The sequence below is a fragment of the Streptococcus oralis genome, assembly GCF_001578705.1.
Classification (GTDB): Bacteria; Bacillota; Bacilli; order Lactobacillales; family Streptococcaceae; genus Streptococcus; species Streptococcus oralis_J.
On record NZ_KQ969037.1, the window covers coordinates 190,055 to 207,137 of the forward strand.

General features: G+C 41.3%; 17 protein-coding genes and 1 pseudogene. 17 read left to right on the forward strand and 1 reads right to left on the reverse strand.

Annotation, left to right across the window (positions count from 1 at the left end; translation table 11 throughout):
* The 11 genes and pseudogenes from SORDD05_RS00925 to SORDD05_RS00975 all read left to right on the forward strand — a co-directional run.
* Positions 1-198 (forward strand): annotated as a pseudogene (locus SORDD05_RS00925) (dihydroorotate dehydrogenase catalytic subunit); the annotation flags it as partial.
* Between the two features lie 131 nt (positions 199-329).
* Positions 330-2,354 carry a glucosaminidase domain-containing protein gene (locus SORDD05_RS00930; protein WP_061416649.1) on the forward strand — a complete coding sequence of 675 codons (2,025 nt, stop codon included), beginning with the start codon at positions 330-332 and terminating at the stop codon, positions 2,352-2,354.
* An 83-nt stretch (positions 2,355-2,437) separates the two neighbouring features.
* On the forward strand, positions 2,438-2,674 hold the full coding sequence (locus SORDD05_RS00935) for a DUF2829 domain-containing protein (protein WP_000141913.1): 237 nt from the start codon (positions 2,438-2,440) through the stop codon (positions 2,672-2,674).
* Entirely contained in the window at positions 2,667-3,365 is a 699-nt protein-coding gene (locus SORDD05_RS00940; protein ID WP_061416651.1) for a 3-oxoacyl-ACP reductase, read from the forward strand. Before SORDD05_RS00935 ends, SORDD05_RS00940 begins: the two co-directional genes overlap by 8 nt.
* A 9-nt stretch (positions 3,366-3,374) precedes the next feature.
* Positions 3,375-3,854: an NUDIX hydrolase gene (locus SORDD05_RS00945; protein WP_061416653.1), complete on the forward strand. Its 480-nt coding sequence runs from the start codon at positions 3,375-3,377 to the stop codon at positions 3,852-3,854.
* A gap of 7 nt (positions 3,855-3,861) precedes the next feature.
* Positions 3,862-4,590, forward strand: a complete 729-nt coding sequence (locus tag SORDD05_RS00950) for a GNAT family N-acetyltransferase (RefSeq protein WP_061416655.1) — start codon at positions 3,862-3,864, stop codon at positions 4,588-4,590.
* A 41-nt stretch (positions 4,591-4,631) separates the two neighbouring features.
* Positions 4,632-5,480, forward strand: coding sequence for a putative PEP-binding protein (locus SORDD05_RS00955; protein ID WP_061416658.1), 849 nt, complete (start codon positions 4,632-4,634; stop codon positions 5,478-5,480).
* Positions 5,477-5,917 carry an ASCH domain-containing protein gene (locus tag SORDD05_RS00960; protein ID WP_061416660.1) on the forward strand — a complete coding sequence of 147 codons (441 nt, stop codon included), beginning with the start codon at positions 5,477-5,479 and terminating at the stop codon, positions 5,915-5,917. The genes SORDD05_RS00955 and SORDD05_RS00960 overlap by 4 nt, the downstream gene beginning before the upstream one ends.
* A 122-nt stretch (positions 5,918-6,039) precedes the next feature.
* Positions 6,040-8,586 (forward strand): M1 family metallopeptidase, encoded by a 2,547-nt coding sequence (locus tag SORDD05_RS00965; protein ID WP_061416661.1) that lies wholly within the window; start codon positions 6,040-6,042, stop codon positions 8,584-8,586.
* 109 nt (positions 8,587-8,695) lie between these two features.
* The gene (gene ciaR / locus SORDD05_RS00970; RefSeq protein ID WP_061416663.1) at positions 8,696-9,370 is read left to right on the forward strand and encodes a two-component system response regulator CiaR; all 675 of its coding nucleotides are present in this window, start codon (positions 8,696-8,698) and stop codon (positions 9,368-9,370) included.
* Positions 9,360-10,697, forward strand: a complete 1,338-nt coding sequence (locus tag SORDD05_RS00975; RefSeq protein WP_061416666.1) for a sensor histidine kinase — start codon at positions 9,360-9,362, stop codon at positions 10,695-10,697. The genes ciaR and SORDD05_RS00975 overlap by 11 nt, the downstream gene beginning before the upstream one ends.
* Positions 10,698-10,762: 65 nt before the next feature.
* On the opposite strand, the gene SORDD05_RS00980 is transcribed toward SORDD05_RS00975, so the two are convergent.
* On the reverse strand, positions 10,763-11,047 hold the full coding sequence (locus tag SORDD05_RS00980; RefSeq protein ID WP_061416668.1) for a DUF3270 domain-containing protein: 285 nt from the start codon (positions 11,045-11,047) through the stop codon (positions 10,763-10,765).
* 139 nt (positions 11,048-11,186) lie between these two features.
* Here SORDD05_RS00980 and SORDD05_RS00985 point away from each other — a divergent pair, with 139 nt between their 5' ends.
* From SORDD05_RS00985 to deoD, 6 genes are all read left to right on the forward strand, one after another.
* Positions 11,187-12,116 carry a peptidase U32 family protein gene (locus SORDD05_RS00985; RefSeq protein ID WP_061416670.1) on the forward strand — a complete coding sequence of 310 codons (930 nt, stop codon included), beginning with the start codon at positions 11,187-11,189 and terminating at the stop codon, positions 12,114-12,116.
* A 105-nt stretch (positions 12,117-12,221) separates the two neighbouring features.
* Positions 12,222-12,905, forward strand: a complete 684-nt coding sequence (gene rpiA, locus SORDD05_RS00990) for a ribose-5-phosphate isomerase RpiA (RefSeq protein WP_061416672.1) — start codon at positions 12,222-12,224, stop codon at positions 12,903-12,905.
* Positions 12,906-12,928: 23 nt separating this feature from the next.
* Positions 12,929-14,140: a phosphopentomutase gene (locus SORDD05_RS00995; RefSeq protein ID WP_061416673.1), complete on the forward strand. Its 1,212-nt coding sequence runs from the start codon at positions 12,929-12,931 to the stop codon at positions 14,138-14,140.
* 1 nt (position 14,141) lies between these two features.
* Complete coding sequence (locus SORDD05_RS01000; RefSeq protein WP_061416675.1) at positions 14,142-14,702, forward strand: DUF1697 domain-containing protein; 561 nt, start codon at positions 14,142-14,144, stop codon at positions 14,700-14,702.
* Positions 14,699-15,508, forward strand: coding sequence for a purine-nucleoside phosphorylase (locus SORDD05_RS01005; RefSeq protein ID WP_061416678.1), 810 nt, complete (start codon positions 14,699-14,701; stop codon positions 15,506-15,508). The genes SORDD05_RS01000 and SORDD05_RS01005 overlap by 4 nt, the downstream gene beginning before the upstream one ends.
* 844 nt (positions 15,509-16,352) lie before the next feature.
* A complete protein-coding gene (gene deoD / locus SORDD05_RS01010) occupies positions 16,353-17,063 on the forward strand; it encodes a purine-nucleoside phosphorylase (protein ID WP_061416680.1) in 711 nt (236 codons plus the stop codon).
* Positions 17,064-17,083: the final 20 nt, after the last annotated feature.

The following is a 17,083-nucleotide window of genomic DNA, read 5'->3' on the forward strand; positions in this document are numbered from 1 at the left end:
AGTGGGGGAGTGGATTCGGCTGAAGCTGCTTTAGAAATGTATCTGGCTGGTGCCTCTGCCATCGGAGTTGGGACAGCTAACTTTACCAATCCTTATGCCTGTCCCGATATCATCGAACATTTACCAAAAGTCATGGATAAATATGGCATTAGTAGCTTGGAAGATCTCCGTCGAGAAGTTAAAGCCAGTCTGAGGTAAACTAGGTCTTCCTTATCGTCAACAAGACATAGAATCTTCATCAATTTGTAATATTTCCGTTAGTCAACTATGTTACAATAGGTTTTATAAAATAGTAATAGTGTAGATCGTTTTCTACTGAGGAGAATAAAATGAAGAAGATACTACTTGCAAGTACTGTCGTTCTTTCTATGGCAGGATTTGCAAAGACATCTGTACATGCTGAAGAATCTCAGATTACGAAAAAAACTCAGACCACAGATCTAGTCGAGAAAAAAGAAGAAGCTGTTCCCAAGAAAGAAGTTCCTAAAGTCGAGACGAAGAAAGAGCCAGCTGTAAAAGAGGAAAATTCTTCTAAAGATGACTCATCCAAAAAGGAAAAAAAAGAGGAAGTTATCAAGGAAGGTTGGAAAAAAGAGCAAGGAAACTGGCGTTTTTATGAAAATAACCAGCCTGTCGTAAACTGGAAAAAAATTAGTGGTACTTGGTATTACTTTGACAAAAACGGTATTATGCTCAGTAATACTATAATTGATGGTTACCTTATCCAAGGTAATGGCACAATGGCAGAAAATGCTTGGGTGAAAATATCTGACAAGTGGTACTATGCAACAGCTTCAGGAAAGATTTCTCGCGACAAATGGGAAAATATTGAAGGTAGCTGGTACTATTTTGATAAAAACGGAATCATGCTTAGTCGCACCATCTATAATGACTATCTCTTCCAAGGCAGTGGCGCAATGGCAGAAAATGCTTGGGTGAAAATATCTGACAAGTGGTACTATGCTACAGCTTCAGGCAAAATTTCTCGCGACAAATGGGAAAAGATTGAAGGTTCTTGGTATTACTTTGATAAAGATGGTGTCATGCTTAGTCGCATCATCTATAATGACTATCTCTTCCAAGGTAGTGGTGCCATGGCAGAAAATGCTTGGGTGAAAATATCTGACAAGTGGTACTATGCTACAGCTTCGGGCAAGATTTCTCGCAATAAATGGGAAAAAATCAAAGGAACATGGTACTATTTCAATAGCGATGGTGTGATGGCAAGTAGCCAGTGGAAAAGTGGCTACTTTCTGAAAGATAGTGGCGCTATGGCGGAAAAAGAGTGGATTTTTGATAAATCCTACAATAGCTGGTTCTACTTGAAGTCAGGTGGGGCCTATGCTTCACGTGAATGGATTGGTTCATACTACCTTAAATCAGGTGGCTATATGGCCAAAAATGAATGGATTTTTGACAAAGATTACGATGCTTGGTACTATCTAAAAGATGATGGTCGATACGTAACAGGTACTTTTACGATCAAAGGTAAAGAGTATTCCTTCCAGAATAATGGGAAGTGGATATCAGAGGCAAAATATTACAAAGTGAAGCCAATTACTGCTTATGTTTATAGCGCTTCTGGTGAAAGATTGAGTTATGTATCCAAAGGAACTATCGTCTCACTTGGAGATGCACAATCTAAAAAAGATAGTCAAATGCCAGTCAATATTTCTGGTTTATCCGGCTTCATGAATAAAAGTGATTTAGTAGCTATTGATAAAGACAGTGAATTTGTCCCTCATTATACAAGTGATGGCAAGTATTTTTACCATGAGTTATCACCTTATGTGAGTCTTCGTGTTGCGCCACATAGCTTAGCTATGACCATTGGTAAGAAATATTATTCAACTGATGGAATTCATTTTGATGGCTTTACCATTGAAAATCCTTTCCTCTTTAGAAATTTGACCAAGCCAAGTAATTACAGCGCAGCTGAATTGGATAAAATTTATTCTTTGATGAATATTCGGGATAGTCGCCTCGCTGGTAAGGGAGCTGTTTTTAAGGAAGCTGAGGAACGCTATGGTGTAAATGCTCTTTACTTAATGGCTCATAGTGCACTTGAGAGTGCTTGGGGACGGAGCCAGATTGCCAAGGATAAGAATAATTTCTTTGGAATTGCGGCTTATGATTCGAGCCCATATACCTCAGCCAAGAAATTTGATGATGTGGATAAGGGGATCCTCGGCGCGGCTAAGTGGATTCGTGAAAATTACATTGACTATGGCAGAGACCACCTTGGAAACAAAGCAACTGGAATGAATGTTCGCTATGCTTCTGATCCATACTGGGGTGAGAAGATAGCCAGCATCATGATGAATATCAATGGTAAACTTGGCGGAAAAGACTAGGGAAGAACAAAATCGGGAACCATGATAGATTGGTTGTCGATTTTTTGTTATAATAAAAAAAGTAGACAACAAAGGAGACAGTCATGACATTTGAAGAAATTCTGCCTGGGTTAAAGGCTAAGAAAAAATATGTACGAACTGGTTGGGGAGGGGCTGAAAACTATGTCCAGCTCTTTGACACTATCGAACAAAACGGGGTTGCACTTGAAGTGACGCCCTATTTCCTCATCAACGTGTCTGGAGAAGGGGAAGGTTTTTCCATGTGGAGCCCGACACCTTGTGATGTTTTAGCGACGGATTGGGTAGAAGTGCATGACTAAATGTGTACTCATTACAGGAGTGAGTTCAGGGATCGGTTTGGCTCAAGCTCGCCTCTTTTTAGAGAGTGGCTATCAAGTTTATGGAGTTGACCAAGGCGAAAATCCACTTTTACAGGGTGATTTCCACTTTTTACAGAGAGATTTGACCTTGGACTTGGAGCCGATTTTTGACTGGTGTCCTCAGGTGGATGTTTTGTGTAATACTGCAGGAGTTTTGGATGCTTACAAACCGCTTTTGGAACAGACAGAACAAGAAATTCAAGAGATTTTTGAGATTAACTATGTGACTCCTGTAGAGTTGACTCGCTATTATTTGACGCAAATGCTGGAAAATAAAAAAGGCATCATTATCAATATGTGTTCTATTGCCTCTAGTCTAGCAGGAGGCGGGGGACACGCTTATACTTCCTCAAAACATGCTCTTTCCGGCTTTACCAAGCAGTTGGCCCTAGACTATGCTGAAGCTGGAATTCAGGTCTTTGGTATCGCTCCAGGAGCTGTTAAGACAGCTATGACCGCTGCCGACTTTGAACCAGATGGCTTAGCTGACTGGGTGGCTAGTGAAACGCCAATCAAGCGCTGGATTGAGCCAGAGGAAGTAGCAGAGATTAGCCTTTTCTTAGCAAGTGAAAAGGCGAGCGCCATGCAAGGACAAATTCTGACAGTGGATGGTGGTTGGTCTTTGAAGTAGGAGGAACTGATGGAAATCAAAAAACACTTTGGAGTCTATGCTGTTTGCTTTGAAAACGGGAAGTTACTCTGCATTGAAAAAACGAGAGGCCCTTATCAACATCGGTATGATCTACCCGGTGGTAGTCAGCAACTTGGCGAAGGATTGACGGAAACGCTGATTAGAGAAGTTATGGAAGAGACGGGATATAAGCTTAGGGGTTACGCTAATCCTAGGATTTATGATGTGCTGGTTCAAGAAGATGGGCAAGACTTTGCAGTACATCATATCATGGCTTTTTATGATATAGTACTCGATTTTGAACACTCTCAAAATTCAATTTCTCGGGAGGTTCTTGATGGAAGTAATGATTCAGCAAATGTACTTTGGTTGAATTTGGAAGAAATTACTACAGAAAATGCTTCTCCTTTAGTGTTGCAGGTTAAGGCAGAGTTACTAGGATTTCCAGAATTAGATATGACAAGCTATAGAAATTGGAAGGTGAAGTAGGGGGATAATGGAACTATTTAAAACATGGAAGAAAAATATGGTTCTCTATGGTCTTAAATCTCAAATCGGGACTGTCTACCGAAACAGTGATAGGACAACAAGCTTTTATGATGTTGGGAATTTTCTATACCTAGCAGGGGAGTTGGATTCCAGATTTTGGGAAGATTTTGTTAGAAAATATGGTTTAGATTATAAGATTATTATTTCAGAAAATATCAATTGGCAAGATTTTCTGCATCGGAAAGTGGGGCTAAATTCTTTTACTCGCTATTCTTTTAAAGATAAGGCAAATTTTCAAGTTGAATTTCTAAATGATCTAGTTACTCATTTGGAGGAAGGTTACAATATTGTGCCTATTGATAATCATATTTATAACTGCTTTTCTGAGGAAGAATGGTCACAAGATTTACAGGGGAATTTTGAGTCTTATCAGGATTTTATTTTAAAAGGTGGATTTGGCTTTGTGATTCTTAAAAATAATGAACTGATTGCTGGGATTTCTTCAGGGTTAGTTTACCGTGGAGCAGTTGAAGTGGAAGTTGCAACTAGACCAAACGAACAAGGAAATGGATTTGCTAAAAAGCTTGGTGCTACAATGATTCTAGAAAGTTTAAATAGAGATATGTTTCCACTTTGGGATGCTCATAACGAAGCTTCCAAAAAAATAGCAGAATTTTTAGGATATGAGTTAGTTGGACCTTATGAAGCTTTTGAACTAGAGGAAAGTTTCATATAATAATATCTGATGTTGTATCTTTTAAGGCGAGGTGAATGGACATGCAAAACCAGCTAGCCCTTAGTGGCGAGAAAATCACTGAAAAAGTTTACCAACAAATTTTGCATCATGTTGGTATGATTCGTGGGGAATACTTGCTAAGAGAGCTCAATCAAAACATCCTGTTACCAAGTTGTCCGCAATTTGTAAAAGATTATCTAGACACCATTTGCTCCTTGTACTCAGATGAAGAAGTCTGGTATCGTTTTTCAGAATTAACGAATACAGAAGCGAATTGTTTAGAGGGAACTAAAGAGTGTTTTGATGAAAAACATCCCTTGTTTGGATATAGAGGAACTAGGCGTTTATTGGCGTGTCCGGATGAATTTCAAGCCGAGGCACATGTCGTTACAGAAGTTTATCAAACCAATCCCAATCTGTCTGTTATTTTTCCTTTTGTCAATGATGCTGAGCAGTTAAAGCAAGCTATTACAGTATTACGTCAGCATGGTTTCATTGGAAAAATTGCCACGATGATTGAGTTACCGTCAGCGTATTTCGACTTGGACAGGATATTGGAAACAGGCATTTCAAAGATTGTAGTTGGAATGAATGATTTGACTTCCTTTGTTTTTGCGACTGTGAGAAATAGTCAATGGCATGATATGGAAAGTCCAATAATATTAGATATGCTAAGACAGATGCAGGATAAAGCAAGGATGAAAAAGATTGACTTTGCTGTAGCAGGCTATCTGAATGATTCTTTCATACAAAAAATGAATCAGATGGGTATCAAATGCATTATCCACTACAGTTCTATTCCAGAGATTTTTAATTTAGAGATTGACCATCCAGACCACCTCAAACGTGTAAAAGAAGTAAGTAAAAAATTACAAAGGAGCAACCCATGACACCTCAAGAAATGTGGAATGACTACAAGCAAATCAATCCCTCTATTGGAGATGAGATAGACGCTTGGGCTTTTGGAGTGGAGCCAGACCTTTTAGCAGATTTGGTTTTAAAAGGCGAAAAGGCTGCAACAGCATCAGCTTACGATCTCTATGCACTAGAGGGCGAACCCCTTCCGCAAGAAGGGACCTTTGATGTCATTTTAGACAGTCAAAATCAGACTGTCTGCATTGTCGAAATTACAAAGGTTTCCGTTCAGCCCTTTCATCAAGTTTCTGCTGACCATGCCTATAAGGAAGGTGAGGGAGACAAATCTTTAGCCTATTGGCGCCAGGTTCATGAGGACTTTTTCGCCGACTGTCTGAATGAAGCAGGCCTGACTTTTACACCAGACAGCAAAGTTGTTTTGGAAGAATTTCGAAAGGTCTACCCACTGTAGACTGCTATAAGGAAGAAAGTTTTGGAAATCACCGTCCAATCCTTTTTTCTTAATCAAAACATGATATAATAAGTTTGTTTGAAGAAGAGCAGCAGCTCTTAAACTTAGAATAGGAGAAAAGAATGCAAGCAGTTGAACATTTTGTGAACCAATTTGCGCCCCAACATTATGATTTATTTTTGGACTTGAGTCGTGAGACCAAGACCTTTTCTGGAAAGGTGACAGTTACGGGTCAAGCTAAGTCTGAGCGTATTTCCCTTCACCAAAAGGACTTGGAAATTGCCTCAGTAGAAGTTGCTGGTCAAGCTCGTCCTTTTACAGTGGATCATGACAATGAAGCCCTTCATATCAAACTAGCAACAGCTGGTCAAGTTGAATTGATTATTGCTTTTTCAGGAAAAATCACCGACAACATGACAGGGATTTACCCTTCATACTACACAGTGGATGGTGTCAAGAAGGAGGTTTTGTCTACCCAGTTCGAAAGCCACTTTGCGCGCGAAGCCTTTCCATGTGTGGATGAGCCTGAAGCCAAGGCAACTTTTGACCTCGCTTTACGTTTTGACCAAGCAGAAGGTGAAGTCGCTCTTTCAAACATGCCAGAAATTGATGTTGAAAATCGTAAGGAAACAGGCATCTGGAAGTTTGAAACAACACCTCGCATGTCTTCTTACTTGTTGGCCTTTGTTGCAGGTGATTTGCAAGGAGTAACAGCTAAAACTAAAAACGGTACCCTTGTAGGTGTCTACTCAACCAAAGCCCACCCATTATCTAACCTTGATTTCTCACTGGACATCGCCGTTCGCTCAATCGAGTTTTACGAAGATTACTACGGAGTTAAGTACCCAATCCCTCAATCGCTTCACATCGCCCTTCCTGACTTCTCAGCAGGTGCCATGGAAAACTGGGGTCTGGTGACCTACCGTGAAGTTTACTTGATTGTGGATGAGAACTCAACCTTTGCTAGCCGCCAACAAGTGGCTCTTGTTATTGCCCACGAGCTTGCCCACCAATGGTTTGGAAACCTGGTTACCATGAAATGGTGGGATGACCTCTGGCTCAATGAAAGTTTTGCCAACATGATGGAATACGTCTGTGTGGATGCCATCGAGCCAAGTTGGAATATCTTTGAGGACTTCCAAACAGGTGGCGTTCCAGCGGCGCTTAAACGCGATGCAACGGATGGTGTTCAGTCTGTCCATGTCGAAGTCAAACACCCTGATGAAATCAATACCCTCTTTGATGGCGCTATCGTTTATGCCAAAGGAAGCCGTCTCATGCACATGCTTCGTCGTTGGTTAGGTGATGCTGATTTTGCTAAAGGTTTGCATGCTTACTTTGAAAAACACCAGTACAGCAACACCATCGGTCGTGACCTTTGGAATGCCCTTGGTCAAGCATCAGGTCGTGATGTTGCAGCCTTCATGGATTCTTGGTTGGAACAACCTGGTTATCCAGTTCTCACTGTCAAAGTTGAAAATGACGCCTTGAAGATTTCCCAAAAACAATTCTTTATCGGGGAACACGAAGACAAGAACCGTCTCTGGGTGGTACCACTCAACAGCAACTGGAAAGGCTTGCCAGATACACTTGAAACTGAAAGTATCGAAATTTCTGGCTATGCAGCTCTTCTTGCTGAAAACAAAGGAGCGCTTCGCCTTAACACGGAAAATACGGCTCACTACATTACAGACTATCAAGGAGACTTGTTAGATGCCGTTCTTGCTGAGCTAGAGACACTTGATAACACAAGTAAACTGCAAATCGTTCAAGAGCGCCGTCTGCTTGCTGAAGCAGGGCACATTTCTTATGCGGACTTGCTCCCAGTCCTTGATAAACTTGCTAAGGAAGAGTCTTACCTTGTGGTATCAGCTGTTTCTCAAGTGATTTCTGCCCTTGAGCGCTTTATCGATGAAGGAACAGAAACTGAGAAAGCCTTTAACACTCTGGTTGCTAAATTGGCTCATCACAACTATGACCGTCTTGGCTTTGAAGCCAAAGACGGGGAGTCAGATGAGGATGAATTGGTTCGTCAGTTGGCCGTTTCCATGATGATTCGATCCAATGATGCAGCAGCTAGTCAAGTTGCTAGCCAAATCTTTGCAGCTCACAAGGAGAATCTTGCAGGACTTCCAGCAGCCATCCGTGCTCAAGTTCTCATCAATGAAATGAAACACCATGAGACCAAGGACTTGGTTGCAGCTTATCTGGACCTCTACACTCATGCCACAGATGCTGTTTTCAAACGCCAGTTGGCAGGAGCTCTTGCATACAGTACAGATGCTGACAATATCCAAACCTTGATTCGTTCATGGAAGGATAAATTTGTGGTGAAACCACAAGACTTGTCTGCTTGGTATTACCAGTTCCTAGCTCATCAAACAACTCAAGAAACTGTTTGGGTATGGGCGCGTGAAAACTGGGATTGGATCAAAGCCGCTCTTGGTGGAGATATGAGCTTTGATAGCTTTGTCATCTTCCCATCACACATCTTTAAAACTGAGCAACGCTTGGCGGAATACAAAGAATTCTTTGAGCCACAACTTTCTGACCTTGCTCTCAGCCGTAACATCCGCATGGGGATCAAGGATATCGCAGCGCGTGTTGACTTGATTAAGCGTGAGAAAGCAGCAGTAGAAGCTGTTGTAGCCCAATATGCTAAAGCTTAATTCATTCGAAATGTAAACAAAAACTCAACTTTCTATCTGAAAACAAGGGAGAGTTGAGTTTTTTTTAAGGCAATTTTGGTATAATAATCATAATAAGGAGGAGTTTCTGATGATAAAAATCTTATTAGTAGAAGATGACCTAGGCCTGTCAAACTCAGTATTTGACTTTTTAGATGATTTTGCAGATGTCATGCAGGTCTTTGATGGAGAAGAAGGTCTCTACGAAGCTGAAAGTGGTGTCTATGACTTGATTTTGCTTGACCTGATGTTGCCTGAAAAAAATGGCTTCCAAGTCTTGAAAGAATTGCGTGAAAAAGGGATCTCAACACCAGTCCTGATCATGACTGCCAAGGAAAGTTTAGATGACAAGGGACATGGATTTGAACTGGGAGCGGATGACTACCTCACCAAACCTTTCTACCTAGAAGAACTCAAAATGCGGATCCAAGCCCTTCTCAAACGTTCAGGCAAGTTTAACGAAAACACCTTGACCTACGGGGATATTGTCGTCAATCTTTCAACGAATGAAGTAAAAGTGGAAGATACTCCTGTGGAACTGCTCGGAAAAGAGTTTGAGTTGTTGGTTTACTTCCTTCAAAATCAAAATGTTATTCTTCCCAAGACACAAATTTTTGACCGTCTATGGGGATTTGATAGCGATACGACGATTTCCGTTGTAGAAGTCTATGTCTCAAAAGTTCGTAAGAAATTGAAGGGAACAGCCTTTGCTGAAAATCTTCAAACCTTACGTAGTGTCGGGTATATTTTAAAAGATGTTCAATAAACTTAAAAAAACATGGTATGCGGATGATTTCAGCTATTTCATTCGAAACTTTGGAGTGTTCACCTTGATCTTCTCTGCTATGACCTTGATTATCCTCCAGGTCATGCACTCGAGTCTCTATACTTCTGTAGATGAAAAACTCCAAGCTCTTAGTGGTAGTCCCCAAGCGGTTATCCAGTTAGCACTGAATCGGGCAACTGAGGAGGTCAAGGACATCCAACCCGCAACTTCGGATGCCAGCAAGGCTGAAATCAAACCAAATGTTAGTTCCAATACTGAAGTCTTGCTCTTTGACAAGGATTTTAACCAACTCTTACTGGGCAATCGTTTTTTAGGTTTGGATAAGATCAAGCTGGACAAGAAAGAGTTGAATCACATTCGCCAAATCCAAGTTGTCAATAGCTACGGTCAGGAAGAAACCTACCGAATGATCTTGATGGAAACAAATTCGTCCACTGTTTCAAGCAACGTCAAATATGCGGCGGTTTTAATCAATACCAGCCAGCTTGAGCAAATCAGCCAAAACCATGAGCATTTAATCGTAGTAGTCATGGCTAGTTTCTGGCTCCTGTCGTTAATCGCTAGTGTTTACCTAGCCCGTGTCAGTGTCAAACCTTTATTGGAAAGCATGCAAAAGCAGAAGTCCTTTGTTGAAAATGCGAGCCACGAACTGAGAACGCCTTTGGCTGTTTTACAAAATCGTTTAGAGACTCTCTTTCGAAAACCAGAAGCAACGATTATGGAGTCCAGCGAAAGCATTGCTTCTAGTCTTGAAGAAGTCCGCAACATGCGTTTCCTTACAACCAATCTTCTCAATCTAGCACGTCGAGATGATGGAATCAAGCCTGAAATAGCAGAAGTATCACCACAGTTTTTTAAGACAACCTTTGCTAACTATGAGTTGATTGCTTCTGAAAATGATCGCATTTTTGAGTATGAAAATCGGATTTATCGTCCCTTCATGACAGATCAGTTGCTCCTAAAACAGCTCATGACTATCTTGTTTGATAATGCCATTAAGTATACTGAAGGAGATGGAAAGATTGAGTTTGTGGTCTATGCTACGGATCGCCATCTCTATCTAACAGTAACGGATAATGGGATTGGGATCTCTGCTACCGATAAAAAGAAAATCTTTGATCGTTTCTACCGTGTAGACAAGGCAAGAACCCGTCAGAAAGGTGGCTTTGGCCTTGGGCTATCTTTGGCCAAGCAGATCGTAGATGCCTTACGAGGAACGATTAGCGTCAAAGATAACCAGCCTAGAGGAACAATTTTTGAAGTTAAAATCGCTATCCAATCTCCTCCCAAACGTAGGAATAAATAAAAAAGGCAGTTTTTAAAACTGTCTTTTTAAGTAAACTGAAAAGAGGTTGGCACTACTACCAACCTTTATTTTGAAATTTTTCGTTTCATAATCTTTCGTTGAAGTTGTAGAAGGGCAAAACTAAGACCCATTGCAACGATAAATGATAGTGCTGTATTCAATTTCATAGCTAAAAAGATAAAGCTAAAGATTGCTGTGAAAATACAGAAACAAGCGATATTGACAAAAAATAAAATTTCTTTTAAACCAGAGCTGACTGGGGCTTCAGGTGTATAATCTTGATAAAGCGGAGTTTGATTCGATTCGGGAGCTTGTTCAAACTCATAAGCTTCTAGTTTTCTTGCGGGCATGATTCTCTCCTTAACAGTACATAACTATTTTATCATTTTTTATGCAGAGAATCATTACAGAAAGATTACAAAAAGAATAAAGTACCTTTTCATTTAGAAAGGATAGCTGATTTTTGAGAAATGTGGTATAATTTTCCTTATGGAAAAGATTATTGTTACAGCAACTGCTGAAAGTATTGAACAAGTTGGACAGTTACTTGAAGCTGGCGTAGACCGTATCTATGTCGGTGAGAAAGATTTTGGCCTTCGTCTGCCAACGACCTTTAGTTATGAAGAGTTACGCACCATCGCTAAGCTCGTTCATGATGCAGGTAAAGAGTTGATCGTTGCGGTTAATGCCCTCATGCACCAAGATATGATGGACCGTATCAAGCCTTTCTTAGATTTTTTGGAAGAAATCAAGACAGACTACATCACTGTTGGAGATGCAGGTGTCTTTTACGTGGTCAATCGCGATGGCTATTCCTTTAAGACCATCTACGATGCTTCAACCATGGTGACAAGTAGCCGTCAGATTAACTTCTGGGGTCAAAAGGCTGGCGCATCTGAGGCTGTCTTGGCACGTGAAATTCCATCTGCTGAGCTATTCAAGATGCCTGAGATTTTGGAAATTCCTGCTGAAGTGTTGGTTTACGGAGCTAGTGTCATTCACCATTCTAAGCGTCCGCTCTTGCAAAACTACTATAACTTCACGCATATCGATGATGAAAAGACACGCAAACGTGATCTTTTCTTGGCAGAACCGAGTGACCCAGAAAGCCATTACTCTATCTTTGAAGACAATCATGGTACCCACATCTTTGCCAACAATGACCTTGATTTGATGACCAAATTGACAGAATTGGTGGAGCATGGTTTCACTCACTGGAAGCTAGAGGGGATCTACACACCAGGACAAAACTTTGTAGAAATTGCTAAACTCTTTATTCAAGCGCGTAGCTTGATCCAAGAGGGGAATTTCAGCCATGACCAAGCCTTCTTGCTGGATGAGGAAGTGCGCAAGTTACACCCTAAAAACCGATTCCTCGACACAGGATTCTATGATTACGATCCTGATATGGTTAAATAGGACACCAAAACCCGAAATAAAAATGTTCGGGTTTTTCAAGTGTATTCATGAAATAAAAACGGATACATGTTATAATGAAAGTAGCTCTTTATTGGAGGTATTTAAGTGGAGAATCTGAAAAAGATGGCAGGTATCAAGGCTGCTGAGTTTGTCAAGGATGGTATGGTAGTCGGTCTGGGAACTGGTTCTACTGCCTACTATTTCGTAGAGGAAGTAGGTCGTCGGATTAAGGAAGAGGGTTTGCAGATTACTGCTGTAACGACTTCTAGTGTGACCAGTAAACAGGCTGAAGGACTTAACATTCCGCTTAAGTCGATTGATCAAGTAGATGTTGTCGATGTGACGGTTGACGGGGCGGATGAAGTAGATAGCCAGTTTAACGGAATCAAAGGTGGTGGTGGTGCCCTTCTGATGGAGAAGGTTGTCGCAACGCCCTCAAAAGAATATGTTTGGGTGGTGGATGAAAGCAAACTGGTCGAGAAACTAGGTGCTTTTAAATTGCCAGTAGAAGTGGTTCAGTATGGCGCAGAACAGGTTTTTCGTCGTTTTGAGCGAGCTGGCTACAAACCAAGTTTCCGTGAAAAAGACGGCCAACGTTTTGTGACCGATATGCAGAACTTTATCATTGACCTAGCCTTGGATGTCATTGAAGATCCAATTGCCTTCGGGCAAGAATTGGACCATGTCGTTGGTGTCGTAGAGCATGGCTTGTTCAACCAAATGGTGGATAAGGTCATCGTAGCGGGACGAAATGGTGTTCAGATTTTAACTTCAACAAAAGCAAACTAATCAAAATAATAAGGAGACAGACTATGTCAAAATTTAATCGTATTCACTTGGTGGTACTGGATTCTGTGGGAATTGGTGCTGCGCCAGATGCCAATAACTTTGTCAATGCAGGGGTTCCAGATGGAGCTTCTGACACACTGGGACACATTTCAAAAACAGTTGGTTTGAATGTACCAAACATGGCTAAAATCGGCCTAGGAAATATTCCTCGTGAAACTCCTCTTAAGACTGTACCAGCTGAAAGCAATCCAACAGGTTATGCAACAAAATTGGAAGAAGTATCACTTGGTAAGGATACTATGACGGGTCACTGGGAAATCATGGGACTCAACATTACCGAGCCTTTCGATACTTTCTGGAACGGATTCCCAGAAGAAATCTTGACAAAAATCGAAGAATTTTCAGGACGCAAGGTCATTCGTGAAGCTAACAAACCTTACTCAGGAACAGCTGTTATCGATGATTTTGGACCACGTCAGATGGAAACTGGGGAGTTGATTATCTATACTTCAGCTGACCCTGTTTTGCAAATTGCTGCCCACGAAGACATCATTCCTTTGGATGAATTGTACCGTATCTGTGAATACGCTCGTTCGATTACACTTGAACGTCCTGCTCTTCTAGGTCGTATCATTGCTCGTCCATATGTTGGTGAACCAGGTAGCTTCACTCGTACAGCTAACCGTCGTGACTTGGCCGTTTCCCCATTTGCACCAACTGTTTTGGATAAATTGAACGAAGCTGGCATCGATACTTATGCTGTTGGTAAAATTAACGATATCTTTAACGGTGCGGGTATCAACCATGATATGGGCCACAACAAGTCAAACAGCCATGGAATTGATACACTCTTGAAGACTATGGGACTTGCTGAATTTGAAAAAGGATTCTCATTCACAAACTTGGTTGACTTTGATGCCCTTTATGGCCACCGTCGCAATGCTCATGGCTACCGTGATTGCTTGCATGAGTTTGATGAACGCTTGCCTGAAATTATCGCAGCCATGAGAGAGAATGATCTTCTTTTGATTACTGCTGACCATGGAAATGACCCAACCTATGCAGGAACTGACCACACTCGTGAATATATTCCATTGTTGGCCTATAGCCCTGCCTTTAAAGGAAATGGTGTCATTCCAGTCGGACATTTTGCAGATATCTCAGCGACAGTTGCGGATAACTTTGGTGTTGAAACTGCCATGATTGGTGAAAGTTTCTTAGATAAATTGGTATAAGATGACGCGGTATGCTTTACTGGTTCGAGGTATTAATGTCGGTGGGAAGAATAAGGTTGTCATGGCGGAGCTTCGTCAAGAATTGACAGAGTTGGGACTGGGAAAGGTTGAAACCTACATCAACAGTGGCAACATTTTCTTTACTTCAACAGATGCCAAAGCCCAATTGGTTGAAAAGTTAGAGGCTTTCTTTGAAGTCCATTATCCATTTATCCAGAGCTTTTCTTTGCTGAGTCTAGAGGACTTTGAAGCGGAACTTGAAGATCTGCCAGATTGGTGGACCAAAGACCTAGCTCGAAAAGATGTCCTCTTTTACACGGAGGGCTTGGATGTGGCTCGAGTCATCGAGAAAGTGGACAGTTTGGAACTGGAAGATGAAATTGTTCATTTTGGAAGACTTGGGATTTTCTGGGGGAAATTCTCTGAAGAATCCTACTATGCAACTGCCTATCACAAGTACTTGCTCAAGATGCCTTTCTATCGCAACATCACCATTCGCAACGCAAAAACCTTTGACAAAATCGGTCAAATGCTAAAAAATAATAAAGGAGACACACAATGACATTTTTAGATAAGATCAAGGAAACAGCTGCTTTCCTGAAAGAAAAGGGAATCCAAGCACCTGAGTTCGGTCTAATCCTTGGATCAGGACTTGGAGAATTGGCAGAGGAAATCGAAAATCCAGTTGTAGTAGACTACGCAGACATTCCAAACTGGGGCCGCTCAACAGTAGTCGGTCACGCTGGTAAATTGGTATATGGTGAACTTTCAGGGCGCAAGGTCTTAGCTCTTCAAGGTCGCTTCCATTTCTACGAAGGAAATCCTCTGGAAGTCGTGACTTTCCCAGTACGTGTGATGAAAGTTCTCGGATGTGAAGGTGTCATTGTAACCAATGCAGCTGGCGGTATTGGATTCGGTCCTGGTACTTTGATGGCTATCTCAGACCATATCAATATGACGGGTCAAAATCCATTGATGGGTGAAAACTTGGATGACTTTGGTCCACGGTTCCCTGATATGTCTAAAGCCTACACACCAGAATACCGTGCTACTGCCCATGAAGTGGCTAAAAAACTCGGTATCAAGCTTGATGAAGGTGTCTATATCGGTGTAACCGGTCCGACTTATGAAACACCTACAGAGATTCGTGCCTATAAGACATTGGGAGCAGATGCAGTTGGTATGTCCACTGTTCCTGAAGTTATTGTGGCCGCTCACTCAGGCTTGAAAGTTCTAGGAATTTCATGTATCACTAACCATGCTGCTGGTTTCCAAGAAGAACTCAACCACGAGGAAGTTGTAGAAGTGACTGAACGTGTCAAAGGTGACTTCAAAGGTTTGCTTAAAGCTATTCTTGCTGAATTGTAATTAATAATCAATCATAGAAAGGGTGGATTCAAGTTTTTTCCTGAGTTTGTCTTGCTATAAAATAGCAAATGAGAAAGGCGGAGTAGGTGTTTAAATGCTACTCCCTCTTTAAAGTTTATAAAAAGAAAGGTAGAACGTGTGTTCTGATTTGAACACGAGCGGAAAACTTTTCTAAAAACATTGAAAGGAAGGGTAGTTCGGGTTTGAGTTGAATCCGAGCTATTCTCCTCTATATTATATTATCAAAATTAAGAAAGAAAGGAATTGAACCCACCCTAAAAGCAGTGGGAAAAAGATAGTTGGTCTAGCGAGCATCGCTCACTGCACCCAACTCCTATTTTCCCTTCGATTTTTGACGGGTTTGGTATCTTTTTGACTATCACATTTAGAATAAAGAAAGGTAGAGCGAGGTGTTCTGATTTGAACACGAGCGAAAAACTTTTCATAACAATAAAAGAAAGGATGGGTAAACCGTATTTGCTGAACTGAATACGGGCGGAGAACTGTGTAAAAAAGATAAACTGTCTAGCATCTGTGATGCTTCGTCAGTTTCCTATTTTTACTTTGTTCTCTGTCGCTGTCCTAAATATACAAAAAGAAAGGTAGAGTAAGGTGTTCTGATTTGAACACGAGCGGAAAACTTTTCTAAAAACATTGAAAGGTAGGTAGTTTGGGTTTGAATTGAACCCGTGCTATTCTCCTATTTATCATCAAAATTAAGAAAGAAAGGAATTGAACCCACCCTAAAAGCAGTGGGAAAAAGATAGTTGGTCTAGTGAGCATCGCTCACTGCGCCCAACTCCTATTTTCCCTTTGCTTTTTGACGGGTTTGGTATCTTATATTATGTCTATCCATATTGCTGCTAAGCAGGGTGAAATTGCTGATAAAATTCTTCTTCCGGGGGATCCTCTTCGTGCGAAATTTATTGCGGAGAATTTCCTTGAAGGTGTTGTTTGTTTTAACGAAGTGCGTAACATGTTTGGCTACACTGGTACTTACAAGGGTCACCGTGTATCTGTCATGGGAACTGGGATGGGAATACCATCTATTTCAATCTATGCACGTGAGTTGATTGTGGACTATGGTGTGAAAAAATTGATCCGCGTGGGAACTGCTGGTTCGTTAAACGAGGATGTCCATGTCCGTGAATTGGTTTTGGCACAGGCTGCTGCAACCAACTCAAACATCATCCGCAACGACTGGCCACAGTATGATTTCCCACAAATCGCTAGTTTTGACTTGCTAGACAAGGCCTACCATATCGCCAAAGAACAAGGTATGACCACCCACGTTGGGAATGTTTTGTCATCAGATGTCTTTTACTCAAACTACTTTGAAAAGAACATCGAGCTTGGTAAATGGGGAGTTAAAGCTGTGGAAATGGAAGCAGCAGCCCTTTACTATCTTGCTGCCCAACACCACGTCGATGCACTTGCTATCATGACCATTTCTGATAGCTTGGTCAATCCAGATGAAGACACTACTGCAGAAGAACGTCAAAATACCTTCACAGATATGATGAAGGTTGGTTTGGAAACCTTGATTGCAGAGTAAAATGTAAAAGAAAATCCTGA

Excerpts from the sequence above, each read along its gene's own strand:
- SORDD05_RS01000 (WP_061416675.1), top strand. The coding sequence starts at position 14,142 with ATGACGCGGTATGCTTTACTGGTTCGAGGTATTAATGTCGGTGGGAAG.
- SORDD05_RS01005 (WP_061416678.1), top strand. The coding sequence starts at position 14,699 with ATGACATTTTTAGATAAGATCAAGGAAACAGCTGCTTTCCTGAAAGAA.
- SORDD05_RS00950 (WP_061416655.1), top strand. The coding sequence starts at position 3,862 with ATGGAACTATTTAAAACATGGAAGAAAAATATGGTTCTCTATGGTCTT.
- deoD (WP_061416680.1), top strand. The coding sequence starts at position 16,353 with ATGTCTATCCATATTGCTGCTAAGCAGGGTGAAATTGCTGATAAAATT.
- SORDD05_RS00935 (WP_000141913.1), top strand. The coding sequence starts at position 2,438 with ATGACATTTGAAGAAATTCTGCCTGGGTTAAAGGCTAAGAAAAAATAT.
- SORDD05_RS00995 (WP_061416673.1), top strand. The coding sequence starts at position 12,929 with ATGTCAAAATTTAATCGTATTCACTTGGTGGTACTGGATTCTGTGGGA.
- SORDD05_RS00980 (WP_061416668.1), bottom strand. The coding sequence starts at position 11,047 with ATGCCCGCAAGAAAACTAGAAGCTTATGAGTTTGAACAAGCTCCCGAA.
- SORDD05_RS00940 (WP_061416651.1), top strand. The coding sequence starts at position 2,667 with ATGACTAAATGTGTACTCATTACAGGAGTGAGTTCAGGGATCGGTTTG.
- ciaR (WP_061416663.1), top strand. The coding sequence starts at position 8,696 with ATGATAAAAATCTTATTAGTAGAAGATGACCTAGGCCTGTCAAACTCA.
- SORDD05_RS00965 (WP_061416661.1), top strand. The coding sequence starts at position 6,040 with ATGCAAGCAGTTGAACATTTTGTGAACCAATTTGCGCCCCAACATTAT.
- SORDD05_RS00955 (WP_061416658.1), top strand. The coding sequence starts at position 4,632 with ATGCAAAACCAGCTAGCCCTTAGTGGCGAGAAAATCACTGAAAAAGTT.
- SORDD05_RS00945 (WP_061416653.1), top strand. The coding sequence starts at position 3,375 with ATGGAAATCAAAAAACACTTTGGAGTCTATGCTGTTTGCTTTGAAAAC.
- SORDD05_RS00960 (WP_061416660.1), top strand. The coding sequence starts at position 5,477 with ATGACACCTCAAGAAATGTGGAATGACTACAAGCAAATCAATCCCTCT.
- SORDD05_RS00930 (WP_061416649.1), top strand. The coding sequence starts at position 330 with ATGAAGAAGATACTACTTGCAAGTACTGTCGTTCTTTCTATGGCAGGA.
- SORDD05_RS00985 (WP_061416670.1), top strand. The coding sequence starts at position 11,187 with ATGGAAAAGATTATTGTTACAGCAACTGCTGAAAGTATTGAACAAGTT.
- SORDD05_RS00975 (WP_061416666.1), top strand. The coding sequence starts at position 9,360 with ATGTTCAATAAACTTAAAAAAACATGGTATGCGGATGATTTCAGCTAT.